The organism is Albidovulum litorale (assembly GCF_025751495.1).
GTDB lineage: Bacteria > Pseudomonadota > Alphaproteobacteria > Rhodobacterales > Rhodobacteraceae > Albidovulum > Albidovulum litorale.
This window is the reverse complement of record NZ_JAOWKZ010000001.1, coordinates 614,368-633,857: the sequence shown is the minus strand read 5'-3', so window position 1 is coordinate 633,857 and position 19,490 is coordinate 614,368. Positions and strand designations below refer to the sequence as shown.

The window sequence follows — 19,490 nt, the reverse complement described above, 5'->3', positions numbered from 1 at the left end:
GATGCCAAAGGGCCGCGTGCCGGTTCAGGGCCCACCACTTTGGCCAAGCTTCGCACGCCCGGGGCCGCGCGCCAAGCCCATCCCGGCGCTGACCACGCGGTCGGGCAAGAATTCGCGGTTCGCTGATGCGTTATTTGCGTCCCTGCGGTCCCTTGCGCGGCCCGCCGGTCTTTGGTCGGTCACGCCCCTGACTGTTGTCGCGCCGTGGTGCGGGTTTGCCCCCTTTGGCACCCGCAGGCCCGCCATCGCGGGGTTTGGAGAACTTGCGCTCGCCGCCGCGTTCGGCCTGGGCTGCGCCGGTGCGCGGCTTGGCAAACTTGCGATCCGGCGCGTCGTCACCGCGTCCGCCTTCGTCGCGCGGTTTCTGGAACTTGCGCTCGCCCCGTGCATTTTCAGCGCGGGGTTTGGAGTATTTGCGTTCCGTCTGTTCGCCTTCAGTTCGTGGTTTCCCGAACCTGCGCGCACCATCCTGCCCGGAACCCTCGGTCTTCGCGCGCGGTTTCCCTAACTTGCGGTCGCCGTCGCGCTCCGTCCGTTCGCCATCATGGCGGGGTTTTGAGAACCTGCGCTCACCCGAAGCCCCCTTGTCTTCGTCGCGCGGGAACCGGGGTTTGCCGCTCTTCGGCCGGTCGTCCCGTTGCCGCGCCGGACCCGTATCGCCATCGCGGTCGGGGCGTTTCGTCCAGCGGGGGGACTTCGCCCCGCCGTCCTCGTCCCGGCGTGGGGCGCGTGGTTTGTGCGGACCCTTGGCGTCACCGCCGCGCGGTGTGCGTGGCTTGCGATCGCGCGGTGCGTCACCGTCGCGCGGTTTGCGCTTTTCTTCAGCCGGTTCCTCGCCGATCAACCCGCCGAGCTGCTCGCGCATTACCTTGGCCTTCACCTCGACGACATCGCCCGGCTTCATCTTGTTCAGCCGGAACGGGCCATAGCTGACCCGGATCAGCCGGTTCACGATCAGCCCCACCTCGGTCATTGCGCGGCGGATTTCCCGGTTTTTGCCCTCGCGCAGCCCGACCGTCAGCCAGGCATTGGCGCCCTGCTGCTTGTCGAGCGTGATTTCCATCGGCTGGAATTCTTCGCCCTCGATGGCCACGCCACGGCGCAGGGGATCGAAGGTCGCGTCGTTCGGGCGGCCGTTCACCCGAACCCGGTATTTTCGCAGCCAGCCGGTGGAGGGCAGCTCCAGCTGCCGTTTCAACTCTCCATCATTGGTCAGGAGCAGCAGCCCTTCTGAATTGAGGTCGAGCCTCCCGACGCTCATCACGCGCGGCATGCCCTCGGGCATCGTGTCGAAGACGGTCTGGCGGCCCTTTTCATCCTTGGCCGAGGTCACGAGGCCAACCGGCTTGTAATAGAGCCAAAGCCGCGCGGGCTGCGGCGCGTCGATGGGCTTGCCGTCCAGCATCACCTTGTCGGTGGGCGTGACGTCGAGCGCGGGGCTTACCACCTTCTGCCCGTTCACCGAAACGCGGCCCTCAAGAATCATTTTTTCCGCATCCCGGCGCGAGGCGACGCCCGCGCGCGCCATGGCCTTAGCGATACGTTCGCCCTTGGATTTGTCGTCGCTCATGGGTCCGCCCCCGGGAATGGCACTGAAGCGCCCCCTCTATACAGAATCACCGCCCGGGGGAAGCGCTTGCGTGAGGGCACGGGGCAGGGCATGAGGGGCCATGAGCGAATTTCGCAGCCATATGGATCAGGCCTTGGACGAGGCGCGGGCGGCTGCGGCACGCGGCGAGGTGCCGGTGGGCGCGGTCGTGGTGGCACCGGACGGCCGGGTCGTGGCGGCAGCGGGCAACCGCACGCGCGAACTGAATGATCCGACTGCCCATGCCGAAGTGCTGGCCTTACGCACAGCCTGTGCCCTAGTCGGGTCCGAGCGGCTGCCGGATCACGACCTCTATGTCACGCTCGAACCCTGCCCGATGTGCGCGGCGGCGATTTCCTTCGCCCGGATCGGGCGCCTTTATTACGGGGCGGAAGATCCCAAATCCGGCGGCGTCGCCCACGGGGCGCGGGTCTTTGCCCATGCCCAATGCCACCACGTGCCCGAGGTCTATGACGGCATCGGGGCGGAAGAGGCGGCGCGGCTATTGCAGGAATTCTTCGCCGGACGCCGTGGCTGACATAATGCTTGGTCGAATGCCCGCTTAGAGCTAGCCTTTTCTGGGAAGGGGCAGACCGGAACATGACAGGTGATTTGCCGACACGTTCCAAGATCTATCAGGGCCGGATCACTAATTCGACCATATGGGATCGTTTCGCGCTCCGGCCCGATGACACCTTGGTGGTAACGCCGCCGAAATGCGGAACGACCTGGGTTCAGGCCATTGTCCTGATGTTGATCCATGGTCGGCCCGGTATGGACAAGGTGCTGGACCAGATATCGCTTTGGGTCGATTGCGGGTTTCGCGATATTGACGCGCGCGCGGCCACAATGACCGCCCAGACCCACCGCCGCTGTATCAAGTCGCATACGCCGCTGGATGGAATCACCTTTGACCCAGCCTGCACTTATTTCGCGGTCTACCGACACCCTCTCGACGTGCATTTTTCAATGCGCCGCTTCGCGCTGGCGATGAATGTCGACCTGATGAAGGACCGCTTTCCCGACGCGATTTCCGAAGGCTTCCGGATGTACTTGGACGACGCTTCGAAAGACGGCGGCAACGACGATATGACGCTCGACTCGATCACCTATCACTATCAGTCCTTCCGGCGTTGGGCGCATCTGCCCAACGTGCATCTCGTTCATTACGCGGATCTAAAGCGCGACCTGAAAGGGCAGGTCCTGCGGATCGCGGAGATCCTCGGCTGCGATCATCCTGAAAACCTGATTGATGAAATTGTCGAAGGTGCCCGTTTCGACACGATGAAGGCAAATGCCCGGGAAGCTGTTCAGGACCAGAAATCGGTACTCGACAATGCCGAGACGTTTTTCGCGAGCGGCACCAACAACAAGTGGGAAAAGCACCTTACACCCGACGAAGTCGCCCTTTACGACCGGCGCATCCGCGAATTGTTGCCCGAGGACGACGTGCGCTGGCTGGAATGGGGATCAGCGACCGTGTGACGCCGGTATTGTGTCGAGGCGAACACATACAATCCTCAACCGCTCAAGGGTACAATTCCGCGGTTCCTGCCAGCCGGAATCGGTGTATAGACGCGCCGTCCCGACACGCGAACAAAGGAGGCGTTGGATGAACCATTATGATCTCGCTGCGCTCCGCACCCGTGTCGGCGTCTGGGGGATGGCTGTGTCCGCCCGCCCACTGACCTGCGACCGCTATCAGAGCGCCTCGTAACCGTCAGAAATCAGGCGAGTTTCTTCGCCTCATTTTCCTGAACCCGTAATCGGAAACCGGCCTGTCCGCTGCGGACCTACCGCGTGTTCCAAACCTGACTTCATCCAAAGGAACCAGTGTGCCGAATGGCGCCTGGCGGAGTGATACAATGAACGCACATTTCATACCCGTCCGCCCCGAGGACCGGCCCCATGTCCGGGCCGTAGCGGTGCTTGTCCACCGCTACGGTGTCTATGCCGTTATCTTGGCTGCGGTGAACCTCGCCTTCCGCAGGCACCGCTACAGGCGGCGCTACGATGCCGATCTGTCGGATCATGTCCGTCGCGATGTCGGGCTGGAGCCCCCGTCGCGGGGCCGTTCCTACTGGGAATTGTGAAGCCGGGGAGGCCGTTCGGCGGCCCCGGCGACCCGGGCAATTTCAGATCGTGATCGGGCTCAGCACGTCGGGCTCGATCACATTCACGCCCGGCAGGCCGGACTTCAGCTCATCCGCTGACTGAGCCAGCAGCGGGAAGGTTCTGTAATGACAGGGGATAACGGTCTTGAAGGCAAAATATTTCTTCGCCGCCCAGGCCGCCCGCTTCATGTCCATGGTGAAATGGCCCCCACAGGCGAGAATGCCGATATCGGGTTTATGATATTCGCCCATCCATCCCATATCGGCCATGATGTCGGTATCGCCCGAGACATAGATCACGTGACCCTCGCCCGCGATCATGTAGCCCGCCTCATGCCCGGCATAGACCGGCCCGTCGCGCCCGGCAAGCGAGGAAGAATGACTCGCCGCCACCATCGTGATCTTCGCGCCGCCCAGATCGACCGTGCCGCCCTTGTTGAACCCGATACCGGAAATCCCTTCGGCGGCCTCCCAATGGGAGATCAGATCGTAGATGCCGACCACCGGAATGCCGCCATCCTTTGCGATGCCCACCGCGTCGCCGGTGTGATCGCCGTGGCCATGGGTGATCATCACGTGCGTCGCCCCCGCAATCGCCTCTGTCCGCCTCTCGGCCGGGAACATCGGATTACCGGTCAGCCAGGGGTCGAGCAGGATCACCGCCCCCCCGATCTCGATACGAAAGCCGGAATGGCCAAGCCAGGTGATTTTCATGGCATCCTCCCAGTGTTGCCGCCCTTGCGGGCCGGTCGCCCTGAGGGTAAACCCTGCCCCGATCCAAGGACGGAGTACAGCCCGATGTCCATTGACACCGACACCGCGCGCAAGGTCGCGCATCTGGCACGGATTGCCGTGAAGGAAGATGACCTTCCGGCGCTGGCAGGCGAATTGTCCGCCGTGCTCGCCTTCATGGAACAGCTCAATGAGGTCGATGTCGAGGGCGTGGAGCCGATGACCTCGGTGACGCCCATGCGTCTGAAGCGGCGCGAGGACGTGGTGACGGATGGCAATATGGTCGACAAGATCCTGTCGAACGCACCCGATGCGCGCGAGGGGTTCTTTGCAGTGCCGAAGGTGGTCGAATGAGCGCGCTGAACCAACTGACGATTGCGGCGGCGCGCGATGCGTTGCGCAAGGGTGAAACCAGTTCTGCGGAACTGACCGAAGCCTGCCTGTCGGCGATCGAGGGGGCCGGGGCGCTCAATGCCTTCGTGCACAAGACGCCCGAGATCGCGCGCGAGCGCGCTGCGGCGGCGGATGCCCGCATCAAGGCGGGCGATGCGCCGTCGATGTGCGGTATCCCAGTGGGCATCAAGGATCTGTTCTGCACCAGAGGCGTCCCGTCGCAGGCCGCGTCGAACATCCTTAAGAATTTCAAACCCGAATACGAATCCACCGTCAGCGAGCAACTGGCCGATGCAGGCGCGGTGATGCTCGGCAAGCTCAACATGGACGAATTTGCCATGGGGTCCTCGAACGAGACCTCGTGCTACGGCAACGCGGTCAATCCGTGGCGGCGCGGCAATGACGATACTGCGCTGACCCCGGGCGGGTCCTCGGGCGGTTCGGCGAGCGCGGTTGCCGCCGACCTCTGCCTTGCCGCGACCGGCACCGATACCGGCGGCTCGATCCGCCAGCCCGCCGCCTTCACCGGCATAACTGGCATCAAGCCGACCTATGGCCGCTGCTCGCGCTGGGGGATCGTCGCCTTCGCCTCGTCGCTCGATCAGGCCGGGCCGATGACCAAGGATGTGCGCGATGCAGCGATCATGCTACAGGCGATGTGCGGCCATGACCCGAAGGACTCGACGTCCGCCGACCTGCCTGTGCCGGATTTCGAGGCGGCCCTCACGGGTGACATCCGGGGCAAGAAGATAGGCATTCCCCGCGAATACCGCATGGACGGCATGCCCGAAGAGATCGAGAAGCTCTGGGCTGACGGTACCGCGATGATGAAGGATGCGGGCGCCGAGATCGTCGATATCTCGCTGCCGCACACGAAATACGCGCTGCCCGCCTATTACGTGGTCGCGCCCGCCGAGGCGTCCTCGAACCTCGCCCGCTATGACGGGGTGCGCTATGGCCACCGTGCCAAGCTGGCCCAGGGCGACGGCATCACCGAGATGTACGAAAAAACCCGCGCCGAGGGCTTCGGTCACGAGGTTCAGCGCCGGGTGATGATCGGGACCTATGTGCTATCGGCCGGGTTCTACGACGCCTATTACAATCGCGCCCGCAAGGTGCGCGCCCTGATCAAGCGCGACTTCGAAAATGTCTTTGCCGACGGCATCGACGCGATCCTGACACCTGCCACGCCCTCGGCCGCCTTCGGGCTGGGCGAGATGGCTGATGCCGACCCGATCGCCATGTATCTCAATGACGTCTTCACCGTCACTGTAAATCTCGCGGGCCTTCCCGGCATCGCGGTTCCGACCGGTCTTGACCGGCAGGGCTTGCCGCTTGGGTTGCAGTTGATCGGCCGCCCGTGGGAAGAGGGCGATCTGCTGAATCACGCCTATGTGCTGGAACGCGCCGCAGGATTTGTTTCCAAACCCGCGAAATGGTGGTAAGTGGCGCCGCTTAAAAGGATCGGAGAGTTCCGGATGCGTTACCTGTTGCCCTGTCTTGCCCTGTTGCTCGTCACTGCCTGCGTCCCGTCAGAGCCTGCGGCTCGTGGTGGCGGGGTCGGTTTTGGCGACTACGATGAATACCAGCGCCAACAGGCAGCTTTGCAGGCGCAGCGGTATGCGACGACGCAGACGGTTCAGGGGCCGGTGACGAATGCGGCGGTTCCGTTCCCCTCGACCGGGACCGGTGCACCGACGGCAGCCGAACTTGCGCAGGCCGGTGTCAGCGGCGCGGCACCTCTGGCCCAAAGCCAGACTACGGTCGTTCCGCAGCAACCGCTTTATCCCCAGACCGCCTCGGCAGCGCCCACCACGGTGCCCGCGACCGTTCCCGACGCCGCGCCGGCGGTCAGCAATGCCGGGATCTCGGACGAACAAGATTTTTCAGCCGTTTCGACACGTGAGACGATCGAATCCGATAAGGAACGGATTGCCCAGAACCGGGCTCAGTACCAGCAGATTCAACCCGGCGCACTGCCCACGCGCAGTGGCGGCAACGCGGCGCTGATCATCGAATATGCGGTCAAAGCCCCGAACCGTCTGGGTGAGCCGATCTACCGCCGCTCCTCCATTGCGCTTGCCAATCACGAACGTGCCTGTGGTCGCTATGCAAACCCCGAAGAGGCGCAAGAGGCCTTCCTGAAATCGGGTGGACCGCAGCGCGATCCGAAGAACCTCGATCCGGATGGCGACGGCTTCGCCTGCCGCTGGGATCCGACGCCGTTCCAGAACGCACGCGGCTGAACCTTGGCCTTTGCCTCGCCCAATTCCGGCGACAGACGGGAAGGGGCGCGGCCGAGCCTGATCGTGATCCACTATACCGCGATGCCGACCTGCGCCGAGTCGCGTGCGCGGCTTTGCGACCCTGCGGCCGAGGTGTCGGCGCATTGGCTGATCGCCGAGGATGGGACCTGCGACCAACTCGTTGATGAGGCCCGCCGCGCCTGGCATGCCGGGGCTGGGGCCTGGGGTGGCATAACCGATGTGAATTCCCATTCCATCGGGATCGAACTCGCCAATCCCGGCGATGCGCCGTTTCCCGAACCGCAGATGGCTGCGCTGGAACGGCTGCTTGCCGCAATCATGGCGCGCTGGGCAATCCGTCCCGAAGGGATCATCGGCCATTCGGACATGGCGCCCGAGCGCAAACGCGACCCGGGTCCCCGGTTCAACTGGCAGCGGCTGGCGCTTGGCGGTTTCGCGGTATGGCCGCAGGGCGAAGGCGATCACCGCGCCGATTTCAGGACCTCAGCGCGCGCTATCGGCTATCCCGATGCTGCGCCGGAGGCGGTTCTGACCGCCTTCCGCATGCGATTCCGTCCCGGCGCCCTAGGGCCAGAGGACGACATTGACCGCGCGATGGCCGACGAGCTGGCCAAACGCTTTCCGGTCAATGGTGTGGAGTGAGATTCCCGGGCCTCTGCCGTTTCAAAACGGCTCCCGACGCCTCACAATATCAGGGCAGTTTGCGCGCCTCGGCGAAGGACAGAAGTCGCCGTCGCTCTTCGTCCCAGAGGTGCAGCCGTGCGCACGAGAGGCTCTCGCGCAGGGTCAGCCGGTTCGCGGTCGCTAACGCGCTGTGATCACGCAGGACCTCAGGCAGCCGGTAGAAGGGGATACGGCTGTACAGATGGTGGACGTGATGGATGCCGATATTGCCGGTGAACCAGCGCAGGACCGGTGGCAGAACATAGTGCGAGCTGCCGTGCAGGGCCGCGTCGTGCAACTGCCACTCGTCACCCTTGTCCCAATGGGTTTCCTCGAATTGGTGCTGAACGAAGAACAGCCAGATGCCGGCCGCGGCAGCGACCAGAACGGTTGGCAGGAAGACCAGCGCGATGACCTTCAGCCCGCCGAAATAGATGATCGCGGTCAGAATCACGGCAAGCGCGGCATTGGTGCCCATCGCGCTGACCCAGTACTGCGCGCCGCCACGCATGAGGCCCACGGGCAGGCGGTTCTGAAAGAGGAAGATATAGATTGGTCCGAGCACGAACAGAGTGATCGGGTTGCGATAGAGACGGTAGCCAAACCGCCCCAGCGGTGACAATGCCCGGTATTCACGCACTGTCATCGTATGGATATCGCCAACGCCGCGATGGTCCAGATTTCCAGCCGAGGAGTGGTGAATTGCATGGGTGCGCCGCCACACGTCGTAGGGCGTAAGGGTAAGAACACCAATCGCCCGCCCAGCCCAGTCGGCAATTGCCCGGTTGCGGAAATAGCCCCCATGTCCGCAATCGTGCTGGATCATGAAGAGGCGGACCAGAAAGCCCGCATTCAGGACCGCGATGGCAAGCGCCAGCCAGCCGCTAACCGAAACCGCCCTCCATGCCACGGCCCAGAGGCCGAGGAAGGGGATCACGCTGACCAGAAGCTCGTAGGTGCTGCGCAGCGGGTCGGGGTCGCGATAGGCGGCGAGAATGCGGACCCAGTCCTTGGGGTCGGTCGCGACGGCGGCGGGTTGGGGCAGGCTGTTCATGCGGTCGGCATCGGTTCCTCTGGGGATGGCCTTCCGACCAATATCCCGCGCCGCAACATCGAACATCATGTAAGCCGCGCCGGTCTTGGGCGGGCTGTCGTGGCTACAGCAATCCATGGCCGTTTATCGCGGCAATGGGCGCGTGTCGAGTGTCTGGTTCATGGAACCGGCAACATGTGTCTTTACTGGCATTGGCGGGAGAATGGGGCGCAGTCGCGCATGTCACCGATCGCACGTGAACAAACAATATGTTCGCGTGTCACATAGATGACGTGCGCGCCTGCCTGCGTCAGAGTGACGCTTGCTTCAAGCCCGGATACCGCTGAACCGTTTCTGCCAGTCCTCGCGGTCCTCGTCGGCGATCTTAGCGAAGAGGACGTCGGGGGTCTCGAAGGTATGGCCGGGCTTGAGCGCGGTCAGCGCTTCGGCGATCGGGCCGGGCCAGCTTTTATCCTCGCAGCCCATCGCCTTCAGCATCGTGGCCGAGGCGTCGGGGATGAAGGGTTCCGACAGGATCGCGTAGAGCCGGACGAGATTCAGACCCAGCCGCACCATCGCCGCCGCGCGGTCGGGGTCTTCCTTGAAGACCGACCAGGGGGCCGCTGCTTGCAGGTACTCGTTGCCCGCCACCCAGATGGCGCGCAGCTCAGCCGCCGCCTTGCGGATATCCATCGCCTCCATATGCGCCTCATAGGCGCGGACACGGGCCTCCAGTTCTTCGATCAGCGCCTTGGCGCGCTCGCCGGTCTGGCCGCCCTCCGGCAGCGCCTCGCCGAATTTCGAGCGGCAGAACTTGGTGATGCGGCTGACGAAATTGCCGAGCACATCGGCAAGGTCCTTGTTGACCGAGACCTGGAAGTTTTCCCAGGTGAATTCGCTGTCGGAGTTTTCGGGCGCGTGGCTGAGGAGCCACCAGCGCCAGTAGTCGGCAGGCAGGATCGACAGCGCCTGATCCATGAAGACGCCGCGCCCCTGCGAGGTGGAAAACTGGCCGCCATCGTAGTTCAGGTAGTTGAAGCTCTTGATGTAATCGACCTTTTTCCACGGCTCGCGCGACCCCATGATCGTCGCGGGGAAGGAAAGCGTGTGGAACGGCACGTTGTCCTTGCCCATGAACTGCACGTAGCGCACATCTTCGGCACCCTTGTCGGTCCGCCACCAGCGTTCCCAGTCAGCCTCGGTCTTGCCGTTCGCGTCGGCCCATTCGGCGGTCCCGGCGATATATTCGATGGGCGCGTCGAACCAGACATAAAAGACCTTACCGTCCATGCCGCTCCAGGGAGCGCCGGGAAACTGTACCGGAACGCCCCAGCTGAGGTCGCGGGTGATGCCCCGATCCTGCAAGCCCTCACCGTCATGCAGCCATTTCTTGGCGATGGAGGTGGTCAGGACCGGCCAGTCCTGCTGGCTGTCGATCCATGCCTCGATTTCACCCTTCAGAGATTTCTGTTTCAGGTAAAGGTGCTTGGTCTCACGCACCTCCAGCTCGGTCGAGCCTGAGACGGCGGAACGCGGGTTTATCAGGTCGGTCGGGTCAAGCTGCTTGGTGCAGTTCTCGCACTGATCGCCCCGCGCCTTGTCGTACCCGCAATTCGGGCAGGTGCCCTCGATATAGCGGTCGGGCAGGAAGCGGTTGTCGGCGACGGAGAAGACCTGGCTTTCGGTTACTTCCTCGATGAAGCCGTTCTCGGCGAGTTTCTTCGCGAAATGCTGGGTCAGCGCGTGGTTGCGCTGGCTCGACGAGCGGCCGAAATGGTCGAAGGACAGGCGGAAGCCCTTGGCGAGATCGCTCTGAATCTGCCACATCTCGGCGCAATAATCGGCCACCGGCTTACCTGCCTTGGCAGCGGCAAGTTCGGCGGGCGTACCGTGTTCGTCGGTCGCGCAGATGAACATGACCTCATGGCCCCGGCACCGCATGTAGCGGGCATAGAGATCGGCCGGGAGCTGCGAGCCCACGAGATTGCCGAGGTGCTTGATCCCGTTGATATAGGGGATCGCCGAAGTGATGAGAATCCGGGCCATCTGTCGCCTTTCCGTCCGTCGCCGGGCCGATTTACCGGCTTTGGGCGGCAAGGGCCAGAGGGTTCAATCCTCGCCGTTTCGCTTCAGGAGCCGCCCGATCAGGAAGCTGGTGCGCGGAGTATAGACATAGCGGGTGCGGTCCGAGGGCGTGGGGCGCGCGCGCATCCTGAGCGCGCCGAAAACCAGAAGGCCAAGATGGATCGTCGCGATGAAAACGAACATAGAGGCAGGGCCGAACCATGCAATCAGGCTGGAGGCTACGAGCGGCGAGGCGATAGCGCCAAGCGCGTAAAGGAACATCAATGCCGCCGACAGTTCGACCCGTTCCTCGTCAGTGGCGAAGTCATGGGCATGGGCGGTGGAAACCGAATAGATCGGCATCGTGGTTATGCCAAAGAACCCAGCGGTGAGGAAGATCGCGGCAGTGCCGAGGCCGGAAAGCGCCACCGTTGTGCCGCAGGCGAGGGCGGCGGTGACGGACAACCACATGAGAACGGTCCGCCGGTCGAACTTGTCGGCGAGCCAGCCCACCGGAAATTGCGCCACCGCGCCGCCAAGGACGAAGGCGGCGAGGAACAGCGCGATCATGTCGGCCGAAAGGCCGACCTCGATCCCGTAGATCGGACCGACCATGCGGAAGGCGGCGGTGGAGACGCCCGAGACGATGACGCCGGCGGCGGCAAGCGGCGACTTGGCCCAGGCCATGGCGGGGCGCAGGCGCGGAGCGGCGGGCGTGTCGGGCTGCGGCGCGCGGCTGACGGTCAGGGGCAAAAGGGCCGCGCAGCAGATAATGGCCAAAAGATTGTACGAGAAATAGGTGGCAGGACTGAGCACTCCGATGACCAGCTGCGCCGCGAGCGAACCGCCGACATCGACGATACGGTAGATACCCATCGCCCGGCCGCGCGTTTCGTTCGTGACCTTGGCCTGCAGCCAGGCCTCGATGATCGTGTAGCAGCCCGCGACGCATGCGCCCGAGGCCATGCGCAAAAGCGCCCAGGCGATGGGATCGACGATCATCATATGGGCGATAAGGCCGATTGTTCCGGCGGCCGTGAAGGCCGCGAAAGCGCGGGAATGGCCGACAGTGCCCATGAGCCGGGGCGCCCACCAGCAGCCGATGAAAAAGCCGAAAAAATGTGCAGACCCAAGCGTCCCGACCTCGGCGGTGGAAAAGCCAAGTTCCACACCCGAAAGAGCATCTAGCGGCGCCACGCCGCCGGTGCCGAGCTGCAAAAGAACGACCGACAGGAACAGAGCAGCAAAGGAGATCAGAAGGCGCATGGGCTTGTCCGGTGAAGCGCGGCCACCTTGGCGTTCCGATGCGGGAATGACCAGAGAAGAATTGTATGGCCGCAAAACGGAGCGGCTGTTTTCAGGCGGCGCGGCCGCGAAACACTTTTGCAGCGGGTATTCGGGTGCGCATCCGAGGGGAGTTTTAGGCCGTGTTGACAAAAGGGATTCATAGGGCGCTCTGAGCGTGATTCAAGCTGGTATCTGCTATGGAGACCAGCTCGGCACGAGACTTGATGTCGGACGAGGAGTGGGCCTTTCATGAGCCCTTCATCTTCGCGGTCCGCGCTCCGAAAGGGCGCAAACCCAAGAACCATCGTCTTGTTCTGGATGGGATTTTCTGGATTGCGCGCACCGGATCGCCGTGGCGCGATCTACCTGAAGAGTTCGGTAAGTGGTCGTCGGTCTATCGCCAGTTCCGGCGCTGGACATTGGCCGGGCTCTGGGAGCAGATCATGGACACGCTGAACAAAAGTCGGCTGGTTCCCGATGCCCTGCAGATGATCGACAGCACCGTGGTTCGCGCCCATCATCAGGCAGCGGGCGCTAAAGGGGGACTCCGCGACAAGGTTTTGGCCGTTCAAGAGGTGGCTTTACGACCAAGATCCACCTCCGCGTCAATGCGTCGGCCTGCCCATGAGGTCGGAGATCACGCCGGGCCAGACATCGGACTACCTGGGCTTCGATCTGGTCATGGCCGATAACCTGCCCGAGCCGTCTGTCCTGCTGGCGGATCGCGGCTATGACTCTGACAACGTTCGCAAAACCATGGAGGCCCGCAACGTCGTGCCAGTCATCCCCATGCGCAAGACCCGCAAACTGCGCGTGGCGGTCGACCGGACCCTCTACCGGCTGCGCAATCTGGTCAAGCGCTGCTTCAACAAGCTTAAAAACGCCCGGCGCGTCGCTACCCGCTACGACAAGACCGCCGAGAGCTTTCTTGGCTTCATCGACATCACGTCGATCCGCCTATGGCTCCGCCATTTGTCAACATGACCTAGCCGCAGAGGGCGATAATATCTGGACAAAAGGGTGTCAAAAACCCCCAAAAAAGGGCGTTTTCTCCCGGACTCATCAATAACCAGCCGTCCGGCCGGTCAGCCGCATTTCGAATGGCCGCAGGACGGGCAGGTCATGCAGCCTTCGATCATCTGCATGCCGTATTGCCCGCAGGACGGGCAGGCGGGGCCGCGCGGGGCCTCTCCCACCGACATGACCTCGGCCTTGGGATCGGTCTTGAGGCCGAGCCCTTCGCCTTCGAGGAAGCCGATGGCGATCATGTGGCGTTCGATGACACCGCCGATCGCGGCGAGGATCGAGGGGATGTAGCGGCCCTGCATCCACGCGCCGCCGCGCGGGTCGAAGACGGCCTTCATCTCCTCAACGACGAAGCTGACATCTCCGCCCCGCCGGAAGACGGCCGAGATCATGCGGGTCAGCGCCACGGTCCAGGCGAAATGCTCCATGTTCTTGGAGTTGATGAAGACCTCGAAGGGCCGCCGGTGGCCGCCCTGCACGATGTCGTTGATCGTGATGTAGATGGCGTGTTCGCTGTCGGGCCATTTCAGCTTGTAGGTCGCGCCCTCCAGCGATTGTGGTCGGTCCAGGGGTTCGGAGAGATAGACCACCTCGCCATCCGTCGATACGGCGCCCCGGACCTGATCCGGGGCCTCGTCAGCCTTTTCGCTGACGGTCAGGACCGAACCTGTCACTTCGTTCGGGCGGTACGTGGTGCAGCCCTTGCAGCCCTGATCCCAGGCCGCCATGTAGACGTCCTTGAACGCCTCGAAGCTGATCTCCTCGGGGCAGTTGATGGTCTTCGAGATCGACGAATCCACCCATTTCTGCGCCGCCGCCTGCATTCGCACGTGATCCAAAGGCGGCAGTGTCTGGGCGTTGACAAAATGATCGGGCAGGGGCTTGTCGCCGAAGCGTTCGCGCCAGAGGTGATAGGCGTAATCAACGACCTCCTCCTCGGTACGCGAGCCGTCCTTCTGCAACACCTTGCGGGTGTAGGCATAGGCAAAGACCGGCTCGATGCCGGAGGAGACATTGCCGGCATAAAGGCTGATCGTGCCGGTGGGCGCGATAGAGGTCAGGAGCGCGTTGCGGATGCCATGTTTGGCGACGGCCTTACGCACGTCGTCATCCATCTGCATCATATTGCCCGAAGCGAGGTACTTTTCCGCATCGAAGAGCGGGAACGCGCCCTTTTCCTTCGCCAGTTCCACCGAGGCCAGATAGGCCGCCCGCGCGATGTGGTGCATCCACTTTTCGGTCTGCTTCGCGGCCTCTTCCGAGCCGTAGCGCAGGCCGACCATCAGAAGGGCGTCCGCCAGTCCGGTGACGCCAAGGCCTATCCGGCGTTTGGCCTGCGCTTCGGCCTCTTGGCTCGCGAGCGGGAAGCGCGAGGCATCGACGGTGTTGTCCATCATCCGCACGGCGGTCGCGACGAGGTCGTCGAGCGAGGTTTCGCAGAGATGGGCGCGGTCCTCGTACGGATACCAGACAAGGCGGGCGAGGTTGATGGAGCCGAGAAGGCAGGCGCCATAGGGCGGCAGGGGCTGTTCGCCGCAGGGATTGGTGGCGGCGATGGTCTCGGCATAGTTCAGGTTGTTCGCGGCGTTGATGCGGTCGATGAAGATCACGCCCGGCTCGGCATAATCATAGGTCGCCCGCATGATCTTGTTCCACAGGTCACGCGCCTGAAGGGTTTTGTAGACCTTGCCGCCGAAAGTCAGCTCCCACGGCCCGTCCGCCTTCACTGCCGCCATGAACGGGTCGGTGACGAGGACGGAGAGGTTGAACATGCGCAGCCGCGCGGCGTCCTGCTTGGCGGCGATGAAATCCTCGATATCTGGGTGATCGCAGCGCATGGTGGCCATCATCGCGCCCCGACGCGAGCCCGCCGACATGATCGTGCGGCACATCGCGTCCCAGACATCCATGAACGACAGCGGGCCCGAGGCGTCGGCGGCGACGCCCTTCACCTCGGCCCCCCTCGGCCGGATGGTGGAGAAGTCATAGCCGATGCCGCCGCCCTGCTGCATGGTCAGCGCGGCTTCCTTCAGCCCGTCGAAGATGCCGCCCATATCGTCGGGGATCGTGCCCATGACAAAGCAGTTGAAGAGCGTGACCGTGCGCCCCGTGCCCGCGCCTGCGGTGATGCGGCCCGCGGGCAGGTATTTGAAATGCTCAAGCGCGGCGTAGAAGCGGTCTTCCCAGGCTGCCGGGTCCTTTTCGACCGAGGCGAGCGCCCGCGCGATCCGCCGCCAAGAATCCTCGACCGTGCCGTCGATGGGCGTGCCGTCCGCCTGCTTGAAGCGGTACTTCATGTCCCATATCTGCTCGGCAATGGGGGCGGCGAAACGGGTCATCGTGCGGCAGTCCTCGGTCTTTGGAAAGGCTTATCACGATACGCGGACCTGCCGCCCCGGTCAACTTGATCTCGTGGGCCGGGGGCGTAGAATGGCAAGGTCTTGGGGGTGACATGGCCGGATTCGTCCATCTTCTGAAGCTTTGCGTCGGCGCGGACAGCGTCGATGACCTCTTGGATTGGCAGAACACCCATCCGTCGCCCTTTGCCACCGGCGAGCGGCGCCACGTCACCCGGATGTGGCCAAAGCGCGAGGCAGAGATTCTGGCGGGCGGGTCGCTTTACTGGGTGATAAAGGGCGTGATCCTCTGCCGTCAGCGGATCGTCCGGCTGGATGAGGTCGACCGGGGCGACGGCATCCGCCGCTGCGGCATCGTGATGGACCCGGAGATTGTGCGCACCGAGGCCGCGATGCGCCGCCCGTTTCAGGGCTGGCGTTATCTCGACCCCAAGGACGCGCCGCGTGACCTGCCGAAGGGGCGTGGGACCGATACGGCGCTGCCCGAGGAGATGGCGCTGGCCTTGGCCGAGATCGGGCTGCGGTGATCGGACGACCCCGGAGCATTTCTGAAAGGAAGTAGATCAGAGCGCGTTCGGGTTGAAGCCGAGGCGCTGGGAAAGGTCAGTCAGGATCGGTCGGGCGCCGTTGCGCCAGTCGGCGCTGCGGGCGGCGTAGAGCGTCGCCTGGCTTTGATGGATAAGCCCGTCGGTGAGGATCTTCAGGTGGTTCGCGCGCAGGGTCTCACCTGTCGAGGTGATGTCGGCAATCGCTTCGGCGGTCAGGTTCTTGACCGTGCCCTCGGTCGCGCCCTGGCTGTCGACAAGCTGGTAATCAGCGACGCCGTTCTCGGTCAGGAAGTTGCGCACCAGCCGGTGGTATTTCGTCGCGATCCGCAGGCGGTGGCCGTGGGTCCGGCGGAAGGCCGCGGCGGCGGCGTCGAGGTCGTCGAGCGTGTCCACGTCAGGCCATGAGGCCGGGACCGCGATGATCAGGTCGGCATGACCGAAACCCATCGGTGCCAGTTCCGCCACCTGCCGGTCCCAGTCGGCGAGCTTGTCGCGGACGAGGTCCGATCCGGTGACGCCAAGATGGATGCGGCCAGCGGCCAGTTCGCGCGGAATCTCGCCTGCCGACAAAAGCACGAGTTCAAGCCCTTCGGCCCCCTCGACAGCGCCCGCATATTCGCGGTCCGAACCAGTCCGGCGGAGCGTGATGCCGCGCGCGCCGAACCAGTCGAATGTCTGCTCCATGAGCCTGCCCTTGGACGGGATGCCGAGTTTCAGCATGGTGCGCCCTCCGTCAGGTCGGCGACAAGTCCGGGGCGGATCACGCCGCCGACGGCGGGGATGGAGCGGCCTTGTCCCAGAACCTCGGTCAGCGCGTCATAGCGCCCACCTGAGGCGATGGGCGGCAGGTCGGGGTCGAGCCCGTGGAAAGAAAAGACGAAGCCGTCGTAATATTCGAGCGTCGTGCGACCGTGAGAGGCCTCGAAATCGAGGTCATCCACGGCGACACCCTTTGCAGCGAGCGCCTCAAGCCGCGCTTCCATCCGATCGGTCGCCGGGGCGATGGCAGGCATGTCACGCGCCAGGTCACGCAGATGCGCGAGCGCGGCAGGGCTTTTCGCCGACAGGTTCAGAAGATCGTTCAGCCGTGTCACTTCCTCGGCCGCGATCGGTGCTGCGGCGGCATCTTCCTGCAAGGCTGCGAGCCGCGCCGCAATCTCGGCTTCGGACCGCAGTCCGACGAGTGGCGCTTGAACGGGGCTGTTGCCCCGGGCAAGCGTCTCGAGGAGGCGCGCGCGGGTGGCGGGGACCGGCGCGCGGCCGCCGAACCGGTCGAGAAGCTGGGTGAAACGGCGGGGTCGCCAGATGTGGCGCAGAAGGGCCGCCTTGCGGCTTTCCAGCGTCTTCAGCCCACGCACCGCATCCATCAGGATTGCGATGTCACCGGTGACGGCGCGGAGGTTCAGGGGCGCAAGGAGGCCCGCGAAAAGGGCAAAGACCTCGGCATCCGCCTGAACCGGGTTTTCACGGTCGAAAATCTCGTAACCTACCTGAAAATATTCGCTTTTCCGGTCGGTCAGATGTTCCTGCTTGCGGAACACCTCACCCAGATAGCAGTAGCGCGCAGGCTCTGCCCCGCCCGCCATATGCATCTGCACGACGGGCACGGTGAAGTCTGGGCGCAGCATCATTTCGCCCCGGATCGGGTCGGCGGTTACATAGGCGCGGCCGCGGATATCCTCGCCATAGAGGTCCAGAAGCACCTCGGCGGGCTGGAGGATGTCAGCCTCCACCGCCACCGCGCCCGCGGCACGGAAGGCGGCCATGAGGCGGTCGGCCTCGGCCCGGGCTGCCCCTTTCAGCGCCATTCAGACGGACCCGAGAATGCGGCGCACCTCGGCCACCAACGCATCGCGCGGCACCTCGGTCTGGGCGGGCTGGTTCTTCCATTCCTCGTGGCTGGCCTCGGCGGCGATCTTCGCGCCGAGGAACAGGTCCTTGACCTGAACGACGCAGCGCTGGGCCTCGTCCGTGCCCTGGATGACGGCGGCGGGGGAGTTCCGTTTATCGGCGTATTTCAACTGGTTGCCGAAATTCTTCGGGTTGCCGAGATAGACTTCGGCGCGGATGCCCGCCTGCCGAAGCTCGGTCGCCATCGCCTGATAATCGGCCATCCGGTCGCGGTCCATGACCGTGACGACAACGGGGCCCCGCGCGTCGGTCTGCATCCGCCCCTTGGCATGAAGTGCGGCCAGAAGGCGGTCAACCCCGATGGAGACGCCGGTTGCCGGGACCGACTGACCGGTGAAACGCTTGACGAGATCGTCGTAGCGCCCGCCACCGGCGACCGAGCCGAACTGACGCGGGCGGCCCTTTTCGTCGAGGATCTCGAAGGTCAGTTCAGCCTCAAATACCGGGCCGGTATAGTAGCCGAGGCCGCGCACGACGGAGGGGTCGATGACGATGCGGTCGGGGCCGTAGCCTTGGGCGGCGAGAAGCTCGGCAATCCTTTCAAGCTCATCGACACCTTCGGTGCCGATAGCGGAGCCGCCCGCCAGTTCGCGCAGACGCGCCACGGTTTCCGCCCCGGTGTCGCGGCGGGCGGACATGAAACCGAGAACGACATCTGCCTGTGCGTCCGACAAGCCCGCGCCATCAGTATAATCGCCGCTTTCATCCATGCGGCCCTTTCCGATCAGCGCACGGACACCCATCTCACCCAGCCGGTCGATCTTGTCGATGGCGCGCATGACGATGCCGCGTTCATGTTCGAACTTCGACGGATCGGCGGGATCGAGGACGCCCGCGACCTCCATTACACCATTCAGAACTTTACGATTGTTTACCCGCACGACGTAGTCGCCGCGGGGGATGCCGACCTCTTCCAGCGCATCGGTCAGCATGGCGCAAATCTCGGCGTCGGCGGCAACCGATCCGGAGCCAACGGTATCCGCATCGCATTGATAAAACTGGCGGAATCGGCCCGGTCCGGGTTTCTCGTTGCGCCAGACCGCGCCCATCGCGTAGCGGCGATAGGGCGTCGGCAAGTCGTTGCGATATTGCGCGGCGACGCGGGCGAGGGGGGCGGTCAGGTCGTAGCGGAGCGCCAGCCAGTCGGCGTCATCCTCCTGCCACGCGAAGACACCTTCGTTCGGGCGGTCCACATCGGGCAGGAATTTCCCAAGCGCCTCAACGGTTTCCACGGCCGAGGTCTCCAGGGGATCGAAGCCGTAGCGATGGTAGACGGCGGCGATCCGGTCCAGCATCGCCTTGCGCTCCGTCACTTCGGCGCCGAAATAATCGCGGAACCCTTTCGGCGTTTCAGCCTTCGGTCTGCGCGGTCCCTTGTCCTTGGCCATGATCCGACCCTTCACATTTCTCCGCGCGCGGGTGTAACGGATGGGGGGCGGGGGAACAAGCAGGTCGAGCGGCCGGAAAAGGGCGGTCTGCGAAACGTCGGCATTATGTCGGCAAAACG

17 protein-coding genes and 1 pseudogene are annotated in these 19,490 nt (G+C 64.0%); 9 read left to right on the top strand and 9 right to left on the bottom strand.

The genetic code is table 11. The features are described from left to right. Nucleotides 1-130: 130 nt before the first annotated feature. Complete coding sequence (locus tag OEZ71_RS03200; protein WP_263738475.1) at nt 131-1,570, bottom strand: pseudouridine synthase; 1,440 nt, start codon at nt 1,568-1,570, stop codon at nt 131-133. 100 nt (nt 1,571-1,670) lie between these two features. Here OEZ71_RS03200 and OEZ71_RS03195 point away from each other — a divergent pair, with 100 nt between their 5' ends. The 3 genes from OEZ71_RS03195 to OEZ71_RS03185 all read left to right on the top strand — a co-directional run bounded on the left by OEZ71_RS03195 (nt 1,671) and on the right by OEZ71_RS03185 (nt 3,681). Beyond that, nucleotides 1,671-2,126: a nucleoside deaminase gene (locus tag OEZ71_RS03195; protein ID WP_263738474.1), complete on the top strand. Its 456-nt coding sequence runs from the start codon at nt 1,671-1,673 to the stop codon at nt 2,124-2,126. Nucleotides 2,127-2,188: 62 nt separating this feature from the next. Then, complete coding sequence (locus OEZ71_RS03190; RefSeq protein WP_263738473.1) at nt 2,189-3,073, top strand: sulfotransferase domain-containing protein; 885 nt, start codon at nt 2,189-2,191, stop codon at nt 3,071-3,073. 380 nt (nt 3,074-3,453) lie between these two features. Next, complete coding sequence (locus OEZ71_RS03185) at nt 3,454-3,681, top strand: hypothetical protein (protein ID WP_263738472.1); 228 nt, start codon at nt 3,454-3,456, stop codon at nt 3,679-3,681. Between the two features lie 42 nt (nt 3,682-3,723). Here OEZ71_RS03185 and OEZ71_RS03180 read toward each other — a convergent pair whose 3' ends face one another. After that, entirely contained in the window at nt 3,724-4,416 is a 693-nt protein-coding gene (locus OEZ71_RS03180) for a metal-dependent hydrolase (RefSeq protein ID WP_263738471.1), read from the bottom strand. 84 nt (nt 4,417-4,500) lie between these two features. Here OEZ71_RS03180 and gatC point away from each other — a divergent pair, with 84 nt between their 5' ends. From gatC to OEZ71_RS03160, 4 genes are read left to right on the top strand one after another with little or no spacing between them, the layout of a single operon-like run. After that, nucleotides 4,501-4,788: an Asp-tRNA(Asn)/Glu-tRNA(Gln) amidotransferase subunit GatC gene (gene gatC, locus OEZ71_RS03175; protein ID WP_263738470.1), complete on the top strand. Its 288-nt coding sequence runs from the start codon at nt 4,501-4,503 to the stop codon at nt 4,786-4,788. Continuing rightward, on the top strand, nt 4,785-6,272 hold the full coding sequence (gene gatA, locus OEZ71_RS03170) for an Asp-tRNA(Asn)/Glu-tRNA(Gln) amidotransferase subunit GatA (protein WP_263738469.1): 1,488 nt from the start codon (nt 4,785-4,787) through the stop codon (nt 6,270-6,272). Before gatC ends, gatA begins: the two co-directional genes overlap by 4 nt. A gap of 33 nt (nt 6,273-6,305) precedes the next feature. Beyond that, the gene (locus OEZ71_RS03165; protein WP_263738468.1) at nt 6,306-7,073 is read left to right on the top strand and encodes a hypothetical protein; all 768 of its coding nucleotides are present in this window, start codon (nt 6,306-6,308) and stop codon (nt 7,071-7,073) included. A gap of 3 nt (nt 7,074-7,076) precedes the next feature. After that, nucleotides 7,077-7,736: an N-acetylmuramoyl-L-alanine amidase gene (locus tag OEZ71_RS03160; protein WP_263738467.1), complete on the top strand. Its 660-nt coding sequence runs from the start codon at nt 7,077-7,079 to the stop codon at nt 7,734-7,736. 49 nt (nt 7,737-7,785) lie between these two features. Here OEZ71_RS03160 and OEZ71_RS03155 read toward each other — a convergent pair whose 3' ends face one another. From OEZ71_RS03155 to OEZ71_RS03145, 3 genes are all read right to left on the bottom strand, one after another. Next, the gene (locus OEZ71_RS03155) at nt 7,786-8,811 is read right to left on the bottom strand and encodes a fatty acid desaturase (RefSeq protein WP_263738991.1); all 1,026 of its coding nucleotides are present in this window, start codon (nt 8,809-8,811) and stop codon (nt 7,786-7,788) included. Between the two features lie 306 nt (nt 8,812-9,117). After that, nucleotides 9,118-10,836 (bottom strand): methionine--tRNA ligase, encoded by a 1,719-nt coding sequence (gene metG, locus OEZ71_RS03150; protein ID WP_263738466.1) that lies wholly within the window; start codon nt 10,834-10,836, stop codon nt 9,118-9,120. Between the two features lie 63 nt (nt 10,837-10,899). After that, nucleotides 10,900-12,120 carry an MFS transporter gene (locus tag OEZ71_RS03145; protein ID WP_263738465.1) on the bottom strand — a complete coding sequence of 407 codons (1,221 nt, stop codon included), beginning with the start codon at nt 12,118-12,120 and terminating at the stop codon, nt 10,900-10,902. Between the two features lie 218 nt (nt 12,121-12,338). Between OEZ71_RS03145 and OEZ71_RS03140 the strand changes: the two are divergent. After that, nucleotides 12,339-13,125: pseudogene (locus tag OEZ71_RS03140) on the top strand (IS5 family transposase). A gap of 101 nt (nt 13,126-13,226) precedes the next feature. On the opposite strand, the gene OEZ71_RS03135 reads toward OEZ71_RS03140, so the two are convergent. After that, nucleotides 13,227-15,506, bottom strand: coding sequence for an adenosylcobalamin-dependent ribonucleoside-diphosphate reductase (locus tag OEZ71_RS03135; RefSeq protein ID WP_263738464.1), 2,280 nt, complete (start codon nt 15,504-15,506; stop codon nt 13,227-13,229). Nucleotides 15,507-15,619: 113 nt separating this feature from the next. On the opposite strand from OEZ71_RS03135, the gene OEZ71_RS03130 reads away from it, so the two are divergent. Further along, entirely contained in the window at nt 15,620-16,051 is a 432-nt protein-coding gene (locus OEZ71_RS03130; RefSeq protein ID WP_263738463.1) for a DUF1489 family protein, read from the top strand. A 36-nt stretch (nt 16,052-16,087) separates the two neighbouring features. Here OEZ71_RS03130 and hisG read toward each other — a convergent pair whose 3' ends face one another. Genes hisG through hisS form a run of 3 tightly spaced genes read right to left on the bottom strand, consistent with a single transcriptional unit; the run spans nt 16,088 to nt 19,371 of the window. Beyond that, a complete protein-coding gene (hisG, locus tag OEZ71_RS03125; protein ID WP_263738462.1) occupies nt 16,088-16,792 on the bottom strand; it encodes an ATP phosphoribosyltransferase in 705 nt (234 codons plus the stop codon). Beyond that, complete coding sequence (locus tag OEZ71_RS03120; protein WP_263738461.1) at nt 16,786-17,880, bottom strand: ATP phosphoribosyltransferase regulatory subunit; 1,095 nt, start codon at nt 17,878-17,880, stop codon at nt 16,786-16,788. Before OEZ71_RS03120 ends, hisG begins: the two co-directional genes overlap by 7 nt. After that, complete coding sequence (gene hisS, locus OEZ71_RS03115) at nt 17,881-19,371, bottom strand: histidine--tRNA ligase (protein WP_263738460.1); 1,491 nt, start codon at nt 19,369-19,371, stop codon at nt 17,881-17,883. Nucleotides 19,372-19,490 lie beyond the last annotated feature (119 nt).